This window comes from Micromonospora sp. NPDC020750, assembly GCF_044334565.1.
GTDB lineage: Bacteria > Actinomycetota > Actinomycetes > Mycobacteriales > Micromonosporaceae > Micromonospora.
The window spans coordinates 91,969-109,826 of record NZ_JBIRTH010000013.1 but is presented as its reverse complement, the minus strand read 5'-3'; the positions used below and the strand labels follow the sequence as shown (position 1 = coordinate 109,826).

The 17,858-nt window shown below is 72.9% G+C and carries 3 protein-coding genes; 1 reads left to right on the top strand and 2 read right to left on the bottom strand.

Annotated elements, in window-relative coordinates; translation table 11 throughout:
* Window positions 1-128: 128 nt before the first annotated feature.
* Together infA and ACH4T9_RS29520 are read right to left on the bottom strand one after the other, a co-directional pair.
* Window positions 129-353: a translation initiation factor IF-1 gene (gene infA, locus ACH4T9_RS29525; RefSeq protein WP_387026116.1), complete on the bottom strand. Its 225-nt coding sequence runs from the start codon at window positions 351-353 to the stop codon at window positions 129-131.
* Window positions 341-973 (bottom strand): GNAT family N-acetyltransferase, encoded by a 633-nt coding sequence (locus tag ACH4T9_RS29520; RefSeq protein WP_396674482.1) that lies wholly within the window; start codon window positions 971-973, stop codon window positions 341-343. The genes infA and ACH4T9_RS29520 overlap by 13 nt, the downstream gene beginning before the upstream one ends.
* 864 nt (window positions 974-1,837) lie before the next feature.
* Between ACH4T9_RS29520 and ACH4T9_RS29515 the strand changes: the two genes are divergently transcribed.
* Window positions 1,838-17,836 carry a type I polyketide synthase gene (locus ACH4T9_RS29515; protein WP_396674480.1) on the top strand — a complete coding sequence of 5,333 codons (15,999 nt, stop codon included), beginning with the start codon at window positions 1,838-1,840 and terminating at the stop codon, window positions 17,834-17,836.
* Window positions 17,837-17,858 lie beyond the last annotated feature (22 nt).

The following is a 17,858-nucleotide window of genomic DNA, read 5'->3' as shown; positions in this document are numbered from 1 at the left end:
CAAATCAGGGGTCGCAGAAGCTCCCAGCGACGCGACACTGTGAACTGGCTGACCCAGACGCTCCTCGAAGGGTGCGGATCCCCTGGGAGGATCCGCACCGCTCCCGTCTTGGCATGCTCTGCCGGCTGCTACATCCGGTACCGGTAGGTGATCCGGCCGCGGGTCAGGTCATAGGGGCTCAGCTCCACCAGCACCCTGTCCTCCAGCATGATCTTGATGAAGTTCTTGCGGAGCTTCCCGCTGATGTGCACAAGCACCTTGTGCCCGTTGTCGAGCTGCACCCTGAAGCGGGCGTCTTTCAGGCACTCGACGACGATGCCGTTGACTTCGATACCCCGGTTTACTTTTGCCATATCAACTCCAGGCTACTGCTCGCGCGACGGGCGCCGACGCCCTCCAACAGCGAAATCGCTGCGGTGTCGGTTTCGTCGACGTCGACTGTCGCGATATCGAACCCGCCAGCGTGCAGGGCACCCAGCGCGTGCACCAGCAGCGCCCGGCCGATGCCACGGCGCCGCTGGTCGGCACGGACCTCAATGGAAACGAACCGCCCTATCCGCGGCGTCCCGTCCTCCCGCATCAGCGGCAGAAACCGGATGACACCAACCTCGGCGCCCTCGACCTCGGCGTGGAAAACACCCTCGCCGCCGGTGAGAGTCACCCCGGCCGGAGGCCGGGCGGTGGTCTGCGCTTCGGTGGGCACCAACAGGTACTGCCGCTCACGTCGCTGGGCGGCGAAGCCAGCTCGCCGCCAGTTCGAGGTCGTATCCGAGTCGTCGGCGTCGACCATCGTGTGTAGCGGCGCTGGCAGTTCCGCCAGCATGGCGGCGGCCAGCCGGTCGAAGACCGCGTCGTGCCATGCGTCGATGCTGATGAACAGTCGCCCGTCGGGCCTGCGCATGGTGTCGCCGCGGCCGACCACCAAGTCGTCTTCAACGGCATGCCACTGATCTGCCGCGACCCTCGTGATCACGGGCCTCACGGGGTCTGGGATGGGATGCGTAGTGACGTAAATAACTGTCGCCTTTCAGGAGTGCCTTTGGGGCGCTCCTGCGACGTCTCCGTCAATCGCCTGCCGTGACCGGTAGGGGGAGCACCCACATCATCGAACCAGCATTCACGGGTCTCACCTCCTCAAGGGTCTGTCACGGCCGAGGCTGAACGTTACCAGACCGGGCGTCGTCGCGCGCAATCGCCTGGGTATAGAACCCCTCAGGGAAGCCACACCCTTTCACAAAGGCTTTGAACGGAGCTCCGGGTCCCTTCGTAAGGAGTCGTTCAACAGCCGACTTCTCGCGGCCCTGAGGCCGTTGGCCCCGGCGGGACGGGGATTGAGGCAAGAGCGTGATGACCACGGTGGCCACTCCCGGACGTGGCCTGGGACGCAACGCGCTGAGCGACCTCAGCCGGGTGCCGCACGACTGCCACGCACACGTGATCAGCAGGCCGCGGGGGTTCTCACCGAGGCGGACGTCGAGGACGAGGACGGGGAGCAGTGCCGGCTCGTCCCCACCATCGCCGACCCGCTCGCCCTGCACCTCGCCACAGTCCAGCTGAAGGCGCTGCCCGCCGCGGTGCAAACCGGCGCCGGCGAGCATGCCACGGCTCCGCTGCAGGCCCTTTTTCACCTGCGGACGGCCGCAGAGCTGACAGGACGTGGGCGGTGAGGTGATAGCCGGAACTGTCGCCTCACCGCCCACGGCTTTTCCGGTGGAGGCGTTTACCAGGCTGAGGGATGCCCGGTCAGCACGGCCGCTTCTAGCCTCCGAATGCGGGCCGACGGGTGTCGCCCATCCGGTGCCCGACCGGGTCCGCTCTACGAGAGGACGTGTGATCCGTGCGCGCCGAACTGATCAGAGCCCTCCCCCTGGTGTTGCGGGAGCACGCGGACAGCTTCGGCGAGAAGGTCGCCTTCCAGGACGACAAGCGGGCGGTCACGTACGGCGATCTGGAGGCGCGGACCCGGCGGCTGGCCGGACATCTGATGGGTCTCGGTGTGCGGCGTGGCGACCGGGTGATGATCTGCCTACGCAACAGCGTGGAGACGATCGAGAGCTACCTCGCCATCCTTCGCGCGGGCGCGGTCGGGGTACCGGTCAACCCCGCGTCCACCGACTCCGAACTGGACTATTTTCTGGCCGACAGCGCGGCGGCCGTCGTCATCACCGACCCCGTGCACGTGGCGGGTTTCCTGCGCTCGCCGTCCCTGGCCCCCGACGCGCGCCTCTTGGTGACCGGCGACGCACCCGCGCACACGTCGGTCCACGCCTACCAGAAGCTCGCCGCGAGCGAACCGGCGGTAGCCGCCCCAGACGACCTGGGTCTGGGGGAAACGGCGTGGATCTTTTACACCTCCGGGACCACCGAAGAACCCAAGGGAGTGCTCTCCAGCCAGCGCAACTGCTTGTACTCGGTCGCGGCGAGCTACGTTCCGATCCCGGGGTTGTCGGCGGACGATCGCGTGCTGTGGCCGCTGCCCTTGTTCCACAGCCTTTCCCATATCGCGTGCGTGCTGGCGGTGACCGTGGTCGGCGCGACCGCCCGGATCATGGACAGCCCTTCCGGGGACGAGTTCCTGGAGGCCGCCCGGGAAACCCGGGCCACCTTTGTGGCGGGTGTGCCGGCCACCTATCACTACCTTCTGCAGGCGCGGCGGCAGCGCCGGCTCGCCCTGCCGGATCTACGGATCGGGCTGGTCGGGGGCGCGGTCGCCGGTCCCGAGCTGTGCCGGTCGTTCCGTGAGGATTTCGGGGTGCCGCTGGTCGACGCGTACGGCAGCACCGAGACGTGCGGCGCGATCACCATGAACCCGCCGGGAGGCGTCCGCGTCGACGGGTCGTGCGGGCTTCCGGTGCCCGGTGTGGATGTCCGGATCGTCGACCCGGAGACCTGCCGCGACGTGCCGGTCGGCGTCGAGGGCGAGGTTTGGGTGCGCGGACCGAACGTGACGTCCGGCTACCACAACAAACCGGAGACGACCGCAGCGGCGTTCCGGGACGGCTGGTATCGCACGGGTGACCTCGCCCGCCGGGACACCGCCGGCTATTTCACCATCTGTGGCCGGATCAGCGATCTGATCATCAGGGGCGGCGAGAACGTCCATCCGGAGGAGATCGAGGCGGTCCTTCGCGTCGCTCCGGGGATTGCCGACGTCGGCGTGGCCGGCCGGCCGCACGAGGTGCTGGGCGAGGTGCCCGTCGCCTATGTGGTCGCGGATCCGTCGGGCGTCGAGGTGGGGGCCGTGATCGAACGGTGCCGCCGGGAGCTGTCCACGTTCAAGATTCCCGAAGAGGTCTACGAGGTGGTCAGCGTTCCGCGGACCGCGTCGGGCAAGATCCAGCGCCGCCGGCTGGCCGATCAGCCCGCCGTGCTGCGGTACACGGCAAGCGGGTTGCACGACGGAGTCCTGCGCCTGCAATGGGTGCCCGCGCCGTCTCACGGCACCGCCAGCCCTGCGCCGACGACCTGGGCGTTCGTGGGCTCGGGCGCGGCCGACCTCGCCGCGGTTGTGGGTCCGTCCTCCTGTTACGCCGACCTGGCCACGGCCGACGCCGCCGAGATGACGGTGCTGCTCGCGCCCGAAACGCCGGGCACCTGGGCGGAGCGATGCGCCGAGACCCGGCAGCTGGTCGAAGAGGTGACGGCGTGGGCCGCTCGGGTCGGATCGGGGCAGCTGGTCCTCCTGACCCGGCAGGCGGTGACGGTGTCGGCCGAGGATGAGCCGGCCGATCCGGCTCAGGCCATGTTCGCGGCCGCGACGGGCCGGGTTCTGGGGAGCCGAGCAATCCTGGTCGACCTGGACGACGAATCGCCGATCGACGCCGTGCCGTACGCGCTCCTGCGCGACGAACCGCGCTGGGCGCTGCGGTCCGGCGCGCTCCTGGTGGCCCGGCTGACCCGCCAGGCGGTCCCGGATCGTTCGATGCGAGATTCGTGGTCAGGCGCCGACGGTGTCGTAGTGCTGACGGGCGCGGACACCGTACGCGGCGCCGCGGTGGCACGCCACCTGGCCTCCGTCCACCCGAACGGGCGACTGCTGCTGATCCCCAGCGGGGACGCCGCCGCTGCTGAGTGGGAGTCCACGATCTCACCGGGCCCCGCCGCCGCGGTGATCCTCGCCGACGGCGACTCGGAGCTGGCCAGGAAGCTGAGCACCGCCGCGGACTCCGATCGGACCTCGTTCATCGCGATCGCCGACCCGTACGAGGTCACCAAGACGGCGGACCCCGGCCGGGCGGTCTCGGCGGCCATGGTGGACGCCGTGGTTTACGATCGCCGTCGGCGTGGGCTGGCCGGAGCGGTGCTGACCTGGTGCGAACCGGCCGGGGACACTCCGGGTTCGCCTTGGGCGCGTGACGGGCTGTTCGCGGTCGACACGCTCCTAACCACCTCGGACCCGGCACCGCTGTTCGCCCTGCGTCCGCGCCGGCCGGAGCCGGGGGCGGGCGTGCCCGCTCTGCTGCGTGACATCTTCCCGGAGCCGCTCGTCCTCGACGGACTCGACGACACGACGTCCGCCCTCCGGGCAGAACTGGGCCGCCTGGACCGGCACGCGCAACATGCGCTGCTTCAGGCCCTGGTCCGCGACGAGACCGCGGCGACGCTCAACCGGCTCGGCACCGCCGGCGTCCCGGCCGACCGGACCTTCCGGGATCTCGGATGCGCCTCGGCCGCGATCGTCGAGCTGCGTACGCGGCTGATGGCCAGGACCGGTCTGAAGCTGCCGACCGGAGCGGCGTTCGACCATCCGACGCCGCGCGCGCTGGCCGCGTTCCTGCACACCGAACTGGTCGGCGACACGGCCACCGACGGGGCCACCGACACCGCCGTCGGCACGCCGTCCGGGACCGACGAGCCGATCGCGATCATCGGGATGGCCTGCCGGCTGCCGGGTGGAATCACCGGACCGGACGACGTGTGGAATCTGGTCAGCGAGGGTCGGGAGGCGTCCGGGCCCTTCCCGGCCGACCGTGGCTGGGACCTGGAGCGCCTGTTCGACGCCGACCCGGGCCGCGCCCGGACCTCGTATGTCGACCGCGGCGGGTTCCTCGACGGCGCGGCGGAGTTCGACGCCGACTTCTTCGGGATCTCCCCGCGCGAAGCGCTCGCCATGGACCCGCAGCAGCGGGTGCTGCTGGAGATTTCGTGGGAGGCGCTGGAGCACGCGGGCATCGACGCCTCGTCGTTGCGGGGCGCCGATGCCGGGGTCTTCGTCGGCCTGATGGAACAGGGCTACGGCACCAGCGGTCCCGTGCCCGAGGAGCTCGAAGCCTTCCAGACGACCGGAACCGCGGGCAGCGTCGCGTCGGGCCGGATCTCCTACCTGCTCGGCTTGCGGGGACCGGCGATCACCGTGGACACGGCGTGCTCGTCGTCGCTGGTCACGCTACATCTGGCTGCCCACGCGCTGCGCCGCGGCGAATGCTCGCTGGCCTTGGCCGGCGGGGCCACGGTGATGGCCACCCCTCAGTCGTTCGTTGAGTTCTCGCGGCAGCGGGCACTGGCCGCCGACGGCCGGTGCAAGTCCTACGCCTCGGCCGCCGACGGCACCGCGTGGGCGGAGGGCGCCGGGGTGCTGGTCCTGGAACGCCTCGGCGATGCCCGCCGCAACGGGCACCGGATCCTGGCCGTGCTGCGCGGCTCCTCGGTGAACTCCGACGGCGCGTCGAACGGTCTCACCGCACCGAGTGGTGAGGCGCAACAACGGGTCATCCGGCAGGCACTGACATCGGCCGATCTGGGTCCTGCGGACGTCGACGCGGTGGAGGGACACGGGACCGGGACCGTTCTGGGCGACCCGATCGAGGCCGAGGCGTTGCTGGCCACCTACGGCCGGGACCGGGACGCCGACCAGCCCCTGTGGCTCGGCTCACTCAAATCGAACATCGGCCACACCCAGGCCGCAGCCGGCGTCGCCGGCGTGATCAAGATGGTCCAGGCGCTTCGGTACGGCGTGCTGCCGGCGACGCTCAACGTGGACGAGCCGACATCGCGCGTCGACTGGTCGTCCGGCGCGGTCGCGCTGCTGACGGAAAGCCGGCCCTGGCCGCACCGTGGGCGTCCTCGTCGCGCGGGAATCTCCAGCTTCGGCCTGAGCGGAACGAACGCCCACGTCATTCTGGAGGAAGCACCCCGGCAGCCGGCCGTCCGGCAGCCGGCGCCACCGGCGCCCCGGATCGTGCCCCTGATCCTGTCCGCCCGCGGAGCGCGGGCGCTCAACCGGCTGGCGGACCGGCTGGTCTCGCTGGTCCAGACCGCCGACGAGTCGTCGTGGGTCGACGTCGCCGTGGCGCTGGCCTCCCGGCGGACGACCATGGACGAGCGCGCGGTCGTGCTGGCCGGCTCCCGGGACGAGGCGCTGGCGGGTCTGCGCGCACTGGCCCGTGACGAGGCCAGTCCCCTCGTCGTACGCGACAGCGCCACCTCCGACGCGTCGTCCGGCGTCGTGCTGATCTTCCCGGGGCAGGGCGCGCAGTGGGCCGGGATGGGCCGTGAACTGCTCGACACCTCCCCCGCGTTCGCCGAGGTCGTCCAGGAGTGCGCTCGGCTGCTGACCGAGTGGGCAGACTGGTCGCTGATCGACGTGCTGCGCGGCGAGGCCGACCAGGAACTGCTGGAACGCGTCGACGTCATCCAGGTGGCGAGTTTCGCGATGATGGCCGGACTGGCCGCGCTGTGGGCGTCGGCCGGGGTGCGGCCCGACGCGGTGGTGGGCCACTCGCAAGGCGAGATCGCCGCGGCCTACGTCGCCGGAGCGCTGTCGCTACATGACGCCATGCGGGTCGTCGTGGTCCGGAGCCAGATGATCGCCGAGACCCTGTCCGGCCGGGGCGGCATGGCCTCGGTACGCCTCGACGCCTCCGACGCGACAGCGCGGCTGGCGAAGTGGGACGGCCGGGTGCAGGTCGCCGCGGTCAACGGCCCGTCCTCGGTGGTGCTCTCCGGTGACCCGCAGGCCCTGACCGAGGCATTGCGCGAACTGGCCGAGTCCGGTGTCGACGTACGGCGGGTGGCAGTCGACTACGCATCGCACAGCGACCAGGTCGAGGCCGTCCGGGAGCGTCTGGCGGTGGCGCTGGCAGGGCTGTCGCCCGCCGAGCCCGCGGTGCCCTTCCACTCGACCGTGACCGCGGGCCGGGCCGACGGTGCGCTGGACGGCGACTACTGGTACCGCAACCTGCGGCACCAGGTCCGGTTCGGTCCGACGATCGACCGCCTTCTGGAGCAGGGCTTCGGCGCGTTCGTCGAGGTCAGCCCCCACCCGGTGCTCGTCCAGCCGGTCGCCGAGGCCGTCCACGAGGCGGGCTCGGAAGCGGTCGTCGCCGGTTCGCTGCGCCGGGACGACGGCGGAATCGGCCGCCTGGTGCGCTCGATGGCCGAACTGTTCGTCCGCGGCGTCCCGGTGGACTGGTGCGGCCTGCTCCCGGCGGCCGGCGAGGCCGCGTGGATCGACCTGCCGACCTACCCGTTCGAGCGGCGGCGGTTCTGGCGACGTCCGGTGGCGGCCGCCGACGCGTCCGGCCTGGGCCTGGACGACGCCGGGCACCCGCTGCTCGGCGCGCTCGTCCGGCTGCCCGATTCCGGTGGCCTGGTCGCGACCGGGCGGTGGTCCGCGTCGCTCCTGCCCTGGTCGAACGGCGACGAGAACGCGGTCGAGGTACCGGAGGCGGCCCTCGTCGAGCTGGCGCTGTGGGCGGGTGACCTGGCCGGCGCCCCGGTCGTCGAGGAGCTGACCATCGACCGGTCCGTCGTGCTGCCCCGCCACGGCAGCCTCGACGTACGGATCCTCGTGGGGCAGCCGGACGCTGCCCACCGGCGGTCGCTGACGGTCTACTCGGGTCCGTCCGGCGCGGGCGCCGCCGAGGAGTGGACGCCGCACGCCACCGGCACCGTGGCACCGGCGGCTCGACCCGCCGCCGAGGTCGCCGGTGTACCCGCCGCCGAGGTCGCCCTCGACGACGCCGAGCGGCCGGACGCGCAGCGCTACGGCATCCACCCGGCACTGCTCGACGCGGCGGTCCGGACCGTCCTCTCCCCCGATCAGCGGCCGAAGACCTGGCGAGGCGTCCGGCTCCTGGCGTCCGGGGCCGACACTGTCGGCGTCCGGTCCACGTCCGCCGGGGACGGACTGGCCTTCCGCGTCGAGCTGGCCGATCCGGCCGGGCAGCCGGTGCTGGCGGTGGCCGAGCTGGTCGCCGGGCAGCGCGCGTCCACCGCAAACCTCTTCCGCCTGGACTGGGTCGACCGTCCGATGCCCCGGGACACCTCGACGCCCGGCCTCGCCGCCCATTACGTGACCGGTGCCGCCGGGATCGCCGACGCGCCGGCGACCCTGCTGATCCACGAGGCCGACGTCTCGGACGGCGACCCGCGCGCGGCGGTCGTCGAGGTGCTCGAGCTGATCCAGGCGTTCCTCGCCCGGCCCGGCGAGGACGACGCCCGGCTCGTGATCGTCACGCAGGACGACGACGGGATCGCCACCAGCGCCGTCTGGGGGCTGGTCCGGTCCGCCCAGTCGGAGCACCCGGGCCGGCTCGTGCTGGTGGCCGCCGACCAGGCGGCCCGGGCGACCGCCTCCGTCATCGCGGCCGTGCGGAGCGGTGAACCACAGCTGAGGCTCCGGGACAGCCGGGTGCTCGTGCCCCGGTTGGCGCGGCTGCGGCCGGTCGCGCCTGCACCCGCGTCCCGGCCGCTCGACCCCGGCGGCACTGTGTTGATCACCGGTGGTACCGGAACGCTCGCGGCGGTGACCGCGCGGCACCTCGTCGCCGAGCACGGTGTCCGCCGGCTGATCCTGGCCAGCCGTCGCGGCCCCGAGGCCGGCGGCGCCGCGGCGCTGCACGACGAACTGGCCGGGCTCGGCGCGACCGTCCGGCTCGTGGCCGCCGATGTGGCGGACCGCGAGCAGGTGGCGGCGTTGCTGGCCACGGTCGGAGCGGAACACCCGCTGACCGCGGTCGTGCACACCGCCGGGGTACTGGACGACGCGGTGATCACCGAGCTCGACCCGCACCGCGTCGACGCCGTGTTCGGGGCGAAGGTCGACGCGGCCCGACACCTGGACGACCTCACCCGCGACCTCGATCTCGCCGCCTTCGTCCTCTACTCCTCGGCCGCGGGCGTGCTCGGCAACCCGGGGCAGGGCAACTACGCCGCAGCCAACGCGGCACTGGACGCCGTGGCGCGGGAACGGCGGCACGCCGGCCTGGCGGCGGTCTCGATCGCCTGGGGCTACTGGGATCGGGCCAGCGGCCTGACCCGCCACCTCAGCCACGCCGACCACCGGCGGAACCGGGACGTCGGCATGATCGGCCTGTCCGACGGCGACGGGATGGCGTTGTTCGACCAGGCCCTGCGGGCCGGTGACGACGCCGGCGCGGCCGTGGTCGCGGCCGGGTTCGACCCGGCCGCGCTGCAAGCGGCCAATGGCTCGCGGGTGCCGTCCGTGCTGCGCGGTCTGGTACCGGCTGGGCAGCCGGTCACCCCGGCCGGTGCGACCGTGCGGCCGGCTCCGGCGGCGCCGGCCTCCTCGTCCGGCCGGATCAGCGCGCTGCCCCCGGCGGAGCAGCTCGACGCACTGGTCGACCTGATCCGCCGGCAGTGCTCCCTCGTCCTCGGCCATGCGGGCACCGACGCGATCCGGCTCGACCGGACGTTCAAGGACTCGGGTTTCGACTCGCTCACCGCGCTCGAACTGCGCAACCGGCTCGCTGCCGAGACCGGGCTGACCCTGTCCCCCGCGATGATCTTCGACTACCCGCGGCCTCGGTCGCTGGCGGCCCACCTGCAGGCCAAGCTCCTCGACGACGCGCAGGCCCAGACCCAGCCGGCCACCGCGGAGCCGAGGGCGACGGCCGAGGAGCCGATCGCCATCGTCGCGATGGCCTGCCGGTTCCCCGGCGGCGTACGCAGCCCCGAGGACCTGTGGCGGATTCTCGCTGCGGAGACCGACGCGGTCACCAAGTTCCCCACCGACCGCGGCTGGGACACCGACCGGCTGTTCGATCCCGACCCCGACCACCCCGGCACCACCTACGTCCGCCACGGCGCCTTCCTCGACGACCCCGGCGCGTTCGACGCCGCCTTCTTCGGCATCTCGCCGCAGGAGGCACTGGCGATGGACCCGCAGCAGAGGCTGGTCATGGAGGCCTCGTGGGAGCTGCTCGAACGGGCCGGCATCGACCCGCACGGCCTGGCCGCCCAGGACGTCGGCGTGTTCGTCGGGGTCAACAGCCACGACTGGACCGTGCTCACGCACCACGCGTCCGGCGTGGAGGGCTTCCGCCTGACCGGCGGCTCGGGCAGCGTCGTCTCCGGACGGGTGGCCTACCACCTGGGCCTGGAGGGCCCGGCGATCACCGTGGACACCGCCTGCTCGTCCTCGCTGGTGACTCTGCACCTGGCCGTGCAGGCCATCCGGAACGGCGAGTGCTCGATGGCGCTGGCGGGCGGCGTGATGGTGATGGGCACGGTGGAGACCTTCGTCGAGTTCTCGCGGCAGCGGGGGCTGGCCCCCGACGGCCGCTGCAAGGCGTTCGCCGACGCGGCCGACGGTACCGGCTGGTCGGAGGGGGTGGGGCTGCTTCTGGTCGAGCCGCTGTCCCAGGCCCGTGCGCGGGGCCACCGGGTGCTGGCGCTGGTCCGCGGGACGGCGGTGAACTCCGACGGCGCCTCCAACGGCCTCACCGCGCCGAACGGCCCGTCGCAGCAGCGCGTGATCCGCAAGGCGCTCGCTGCGGCCGGACTGCGGGGCGACGAGGTCGACGTCGTCGAGGGGCACGGCACCGGGACCACGCTCGGCGACCCGATCGAGGCGCAGGCGCTGCTGGAGACCTACGGCCGGGACCGGCCGGCCGACCGCCCGCTCTGGCTCGGGTCGGTGAAGTCGAACATCGGCCACACCCAGGCCGCGGCCGGCGTCGCGGGCGTGATCAAGATGGTGCTGGCCATGCGGCACGGCGTCCTGCCGAGGACGCTGCACGTCGACCGGCCGTCGACGCACGTGGACTGGTCGGCGGGCGCGGTCCGACTGCTCACCGAACGCCGCGACTGGCCCCTTGCCGGACGGCCGCGCCGGGCCGGTGTGTCGTCGTTCGGCATCGGCGGGACCAACGCTCACGTCATCCTGGAGGAGGCCGGCGAGGAGACCGCCGGGCCCGACGCCGGCGAGATGACCGAGGACCCCGCCCTGGATCGGCCCTCGGACGGCCTCTGCGTGCCGGTTCCGGTCTCCGGTCGCACCCCCGCCGCGCTGCGGGCCCAGGCCGACCGGCTGGCGGACTTCGTGGCATCGCGGCCGGAGCTGGAGCCCGCCGACATCGCCCTCGCGCTGGCCACCGGCCGGGCGCAGCTCGACCGGCGGGCGGTCCTGGTGGTCCGGCACCGCGACGAGCTGGTCGGCGATCTGCGCAGCCTGGCCGAGGGTTCCGCGCCGGCCATCGGTGGCGCCCCGGTCGACGGCAAGCTGGCCGTGCTGTTCACCGGGCAGGGCAGTCAGTGGCCCGGCATGGGCCGGGACCTCGCGGCCGCCTTCCCGGTCTTCGCCGAGGCGTTCACCGCCGCCTGCCGGGCTGTCGAGAAGCACTGGGCCGGTCATGCCACGGCGCCGCTGTCCGACGTCGTCTTCGCCGCCCCGGGCGCGGAGGACGGCCGGCTGATCGATCAGACGATCTACACCCAGGCCGGCCTGTTCGCCCTGGAAACCGCCCTGTACCGGCTCTACGAGTCGTGGGGGCTGCGCCCGGACCTGGTCGCCGGCCACTCCATCGGGGAGATCACCGCCGCGCACGTCAGCGGGGTGCTCGACCTGGCCGACGCGGGGAAGCTGGTCGCCGCGCGGGCCCGGCTGATGCAGGCGCTGCCTACCGGCGGAGCCATGGTCGCCGTCCAGGCGAGCGAGGCCGAGGTGACACCGTCGCTCGTGGAGGCACCCGGCGTCGTCGGCGTCGCGGCGGTCAACAGCGCCCGGTCGCTGGTGCTGTCCGGTGACGAGGTGGCCGTGCTGTGGGTGGCGAGCGATCTCGCCCAGCTCGGCCACAAGACCCGCCGGCTGCCGGTGAGCCACGCCTTCCACTCGCCGCTGATGCGGCCGATGCTCGCCGGGTTCCGGGAGGTCGCCGAGTCACTGACCTACCGGCCGGGCCGGGTGCCCGTCGTGTCCACGGTCACCGGCCGGCCGGACGCCGGACAGCGGTTCGCCACCGCCGACTACTGGGTCGAGCAGGTGCGGGCCACGGTCCGTTTCGGGGACGCCGTCACCTCGCTGCGCGATCAGGGCGTGACGACCTTCCTGGAGCTCGGGCCGGGGGGCGTGCTCACCACGATGGCGTCGGAGAGCCTGGAATCGTCGACGGTGTCCTGCGTCGCGACGCTGCGCTCGGACGGCGCGGAAGTCGCCGACACGGTGGCGGCCCTGGGCGAACTGCACGTCCGCGGCGTGGCCCTGGACTGGCCCGCGGTCGTCGGCCGGCCGGCCGGATCCGCCTCGGCCCTGGCCACCGAGCTGCCGACCTACGCGTTCCAGAGCCGGCGGTACTGGCTCGACCAGGCACCGCTCGGCGATGCGGTCCCCGCGGTCACGGCCGGGCCGGCCGGCGGCCAGGAGGACGCTCAGAAGAGCGTCGCCGCCCGGTTGGCGGACCGGTCCCGGGACGAACGCGAACGGGTCGCGCTCGAGGTGATCCGGGAGTCGGTGGCGGTCGTGGTGGGCTACCAGCGGGCCGATCTCGACGCGATGGACGACGACCAGTCGTTCAAGAGCCTGGGCTTCGATTCGCTGGGCGGCGTCCGGCTGCGCAACCGGCTACGTGACCTCACGGGCGTCGATCTGCCGGTGACGGCCGTCTTCGACTATCCGACGCCGCGGGTCCTGGCGGCGCACCTGGCGAGCGAGATGTCCGGCGAGGTCGCCGAGGTGACCGATCGGGCTCCGGCGCCCGTGGCCGACCCCGACGAGCCCATCGCGATCATCGGCATGGGCGTACGGCTGCCCGGCGGCGTGGAGAGCCCGGACGACCTGTGGCGGCTGGTCATCGAGCGACGCGACGCGGTCTCCGGCTTCCCCGCCGACCGGGGTTGGGACACCGACGGGCTCTACCATCCGGATCCCGCGCACCCCGGGACCACCTACACCCGGTCGGGTGGCTTCCTCTACGACGCCGCCCAGTTCGACCCCGGGCTGTTCGGGATCTCCCCGCGCGAGGCGCTGGCCATGGACCCGCAGCAACGGCTGCTCCTGGAGGCGTCCTGGGAGGCCATGGAGCGGGCCGGCATCGACCCGCTGTCCGCCCGGGGCGAAGAGGTCGGCGTGTTCACCGGGATCGTGCACCACGACTACGCGACCCGGCTGAGCCGGATTCCCGAGGAGGTCCGGGGATACGTCATGACCGGCACGTCGCCGAGCGTCGCCTCGGGACGGATCGCGTACGTCTTCGGCTTCGAGGGGCCTGCGGTGACCCTGGACACCGCGTGCTCGTCCTCGCTGGTCGCGATCCACCAGGCCGCGCAGGCGCTCCGGCTGGGCGAATGCACGATGGCGCTGGCCGGCGGGGCCACAGTGATGGCCAGCCCAGAGGCGTTCGTCGAGTTCTCCAGCCAGCGCGGGCTCTCCGCCGACGGCCGGTGCAAGGCGTTCTCGTCCGCCGCGGACGGCACCGGCTGGTCGGAGGGTGTCGGCGTCGTGCTCCTGGAGCGGCTCTCGGTGGCCCGGCAGCGTGGCCATCGTGTGCTGGCCACGGTTCGCGGGTCGGCGGTCAACTCCGACGGTGTGTCGAACGGGCTGACCGCACCGAACGGGGTGGCGCAGCAACGGGTGATCCGGCGGGCACTCGCCTCGGCCGGGCTGGGTCCGGCCGACGTCGACGCGGTGGAAGCCCACGGAACCGGCACGGTACTCGGCGACCCGATCGAGGCGGGGGCGTTGCTCGCCACGTACGGGAAGGCCCGGGATGCGCAGCAGCCGCTGTGGCTCGGGTCCTTGAAGTCCAACATCGGGCACACCCAGGCGGCCGCCGGCGTGGCCGGTGTGATCAAAATGGTCGAGGCGCTGCGGCACGGAGTGCTGCCGCCGACCATCAACGTCGAGGAACCGACCGGACAGGTGGACTGGTCGGCTGGCACCCTTGCCCTGCTGACCGAGCCGCGGGAGTGGCCGGAGACCGGTCGGCCCCGACGGGTCGGCGTCTCCGCGTTCGGCGCCAGCGGAACCAACGCGCACCTGATCCTCGAGCAGGCCCCGTCCGAGGAGGCCACGACCGCCCCGTCCGAGGATTCGGACCCGGTGAAGGGGCTCGCGACGAACGTCGTGCCGCTGGTGGTGTCCGCCAAGAGCGTCCGGTCACTCGCCGCGCAGGCCACCCGGCTGCGGACGTCTTTGGACACCCCCGCTCAGACCGGCGAACCGGCGCTGCCGGCGATGGCCGACGCCCTGGTGCACGGCCGGGCGACGTTGCCGGAGCGAGCGGTCGTGCTGGCCGGCTCGCGAGACGAGGCGCTGACCGGCCTCGCCGCGCTCGCCCGCGGCGAGGTGGCACCCAACCTGACCACGGGCAGCGTGGTCGGCTCCGGAGCACCCGGCCGGCTGGTTCTCGTCTTCCCTGGCCAGGGATCGCAATGGACCGGCATGGGGCGCGCGCTGCTGGACAGTTCCGCGGTCTTCCGGGCGCGGATCGACGAGTGCGCGCGGGCGCTCGAACCCTGGGTGGACTGGTCGCTGACCGATGTCCTGCGCGGCGAGGTGGACGAACAGACCCTCGATCGGGTGGACGTCGTCCAGCCGGCGAGCTTCGCGATGATGGTCGGCCTGGCCGCGCTCTGGGAGTCGGTGGGCGTGCGGCCCGACGCGGTGGTGGGCCACTCCCAGGGGGAGATCGCGGCGGCGTGCGTCGCCGGTGCGCTGTCGCTGGCCGATGCGGCCCGCGTCGTCGCGGTGCGCAGCCAGGCGATCGCGACCACACTGTCGGGCCGTGGCGGCATGGCGTCGGTGATGCTCGGCGCGGGCGAGGCGAACGACCGGCTGGCCGCCTGGCCCGGCCGGCTCGAGGTGGCCGTGGTGAACGGCCCGTCCTCGGTGGTCATCGCCGGCGACGAGGAGTCGCTGGCCGAGGCTCTGGAGTCCTTGACGCGGGAGGGCGTACGGACCCGCAAGGTGCCGGTGGACTACGCCTCGCACACCCGCCACGTCGAGCGCATCGAGGACGTCCTGGCGACGGCGTTGAGCGGGATCGACACCCGGCCTCCGCGCATTCCGTTCTACTCCACGGTGACCGGTGGCTGGATCGACGGTGGCGACCTGCTCGGCGCGGACTACTGGTATCAGAACCTGCGGCAGCCGGTCGGCTTCGGCCCGGCCGTGGCGAGCCTGCTGACCCAGAGTTTCGGAGTTTTCCTGGAGGTCAGCGCGCATCCGGTCCTGGTGCAGCCGATGACCGACGTCATCGACGACGCGGACTCGGGCGCCCGGCCCCGCGGCGGCGGGCGCCCGATCGTCTCCGGCACGCTGCGCCGGGACGCCGATGGTCCGGCATCCTTCCTCGCCGCGGCCGCGCGGCTCTTCGTCGGCGGTGTGCCGGTCGACTGGAGCTCGGCACTGCCGGCGCACCGGCCCCGGCACCCGGCCGAGTTGCCCACCTATGCCTTCGACCGCCAGCACTTCTGGCTGACCGAAGCCGCTCCGGACGATGACGGACCGGGCGGCCAGGCGACGGATGCCGGCTTCTGGAACGCGATCGAGGACGCCGATCCGGCGGCTCTGGCCACCATGCTCGAACTGTCCGCCGACCAGAGCGATGCCCTGGACGCGGTGCTGCCGGCCATCGCCGGCTGGCGGAGGGCACGCGAGACCTGGTCGGTCTCGGCGAAACTCCGGTACGCGATCGGCTGGGTCCCGCCCCAGCGCGAGGCCCTGGGTGTGCCCGCCGGTCGCTGGCTCGTCATCACGCCGGAGTCCGCGGACGTCTCCCGCGAGGGTCTGCTCGACCAGTTGCGGGCCAACGGCCTCGACGTGGTGCCCTGCGCGGTGGAACCCGGCCTGTCCACCGACGAGCTCACCCGCCGGCTCGGCGGAGTCCTGGCCGACGACGGGGTGATCGGAATCCTGTCCCTGCTGGCACTCCCTGACCGGACCGAGCGCGACCGGCCGGACCCGGTCGCGCTCACCACCGCCACCCTGACCCTGATCCAGGCGCTCGCCGCAGCCGGCACCACCGCGCCCCTGTGGTGCCTGACCCAGGGCGCGGTCAGCGTCGATGCCCGCGACGCCGTCGCCGGGGCGTCCCACGTGGCCCAGGCGGCGGTGTGGGGCCTGGGCCGGGCGGCCGCACTCGAGCGCCTGGACCGCTGGGGCGGCTTGATCGACCTGCCCGCCGAACCGGACGGCCGGGCCGTCCGGCACCTGCTCGGCGTGCTGAGCGGGGCGTCCGGTGAGGACCAGGTCGCGATCCGGCGGTCCGGCGTCCACGTCCGGCGCCTGCGGCGGGCCACCGGTCCGGCCGGGACCGGGAGCGAACGGCGTTGGCGGCCGCGGGGGACGGTCCTGGTCACCGGCGGCGCGGAGGGCCTCGGCCGGTACGTCTCGTTGTGGCTGGCGCAGGCAGGCGCGGAGCGATTGGTGGTCACGACCGGCGAGGGCGAGCCCGGCGAGAGCGTCGAGTCACTGCGCGACGAGCTGGCGAAGCTGGCCAGCGGCACCGTCGTCGAGTCGTGCGCGGACGCCGACCGGGACGCGCTCGCCGGCCTCGTGCACGCTCCGGGCCACCCGGTGACCGCGGTCATCCACGCTGCCGACCTGTCCCTGACCAAACCGATCGACGAGACCGGTGACGTGGAGGTCAGCGAGGTCTTCCGGGCCAAGGTGGACACTGCGGTCCGGCTGAGCGAGCTGACGGCGGAACTTCCACTCGACGCGTTCGTCGTCTTCTCCTCGATCGCCGGCATCTGGGGCGGCGGCGGTCAAGCAGCCGCCGGCGCGGCGAACGCGGTCCTCGACGCGCTGGTGCGGCGCCTTCGAGCAGACGGCGTCCCGGCGCAGGCGATCGCCTGGGGTGCGCTGACCGCGGCCGGCGCGGGGATGGACGAGGAGACGCTGGCCCAGCTCCGGCGGCGCGGCGTCATCCCGATGACACCCGACACGGCGATGGCCGCACTGGACCAGGCGATCCAGGCCGCCACGGAATCGGTGGTCGTCGCCGACATGGACTGGCGCGCCTTCATCGTGCCGTTCACGTCGGCCCGCACCAGCCCGCTCTTCGACGACCTGCCGGAGGCCGCGGCGGCGATCGAGGCGGCACAGCCCTCCGACGACTCCACGGAAAACGCGTCGTCGCTGACGACCTCGCTGCGCGCGGCCGGGGAGGCCGAACAGGATCGGATCCTGCTCCGGCTGGTGCGGAGCCAGGCATCCACGGTCCTCGGTCACAGTGGTGCCGACGGGGTCGGTCCGGCCCAGGCGTTCCAGGAGGCCGGCTTCGACTCGCTGGCGGCCGTCAACTTCCGCAACAGCCTGATCACCGCCACCGGGCTGAGGTTGCCGGCCACCCTGATCTTCGACTATCCGACCCCGCAGGCGGTGGTCGAATACCTGCGCTCGGAGCTACTCGGGGCCGAGGACGACGTGGACACCCGTGAGGAGGACGTACGGCGGATCCTGGCCTCGGTGCCGTTCGAACGGTTCAAGGAGGCCGGTGTCCTCGAAGCGTTGCTCGGCCTGGCCGACGCCGGGGCGGGCGGGGCCGCAGCCTCCGACGAGGGCCCCGAGTCGACGCAGGCGGCCGACGACGAGCTCATCGACGCCATGGACGTCGACAGTCTGATCGAGCGGGCACTCGGCTCCGGCAGCTGATCGCCGGAGCCGAGTCGGACGG

Coding starts and splice junctions, on each gene's coding strand:
- infA (WP_387026116.1), bottom strand. CDS start 353: ATGGCAAAAGTAAACCGGGGTATCGAAGTCAACGGCATCGTCGTCGAG.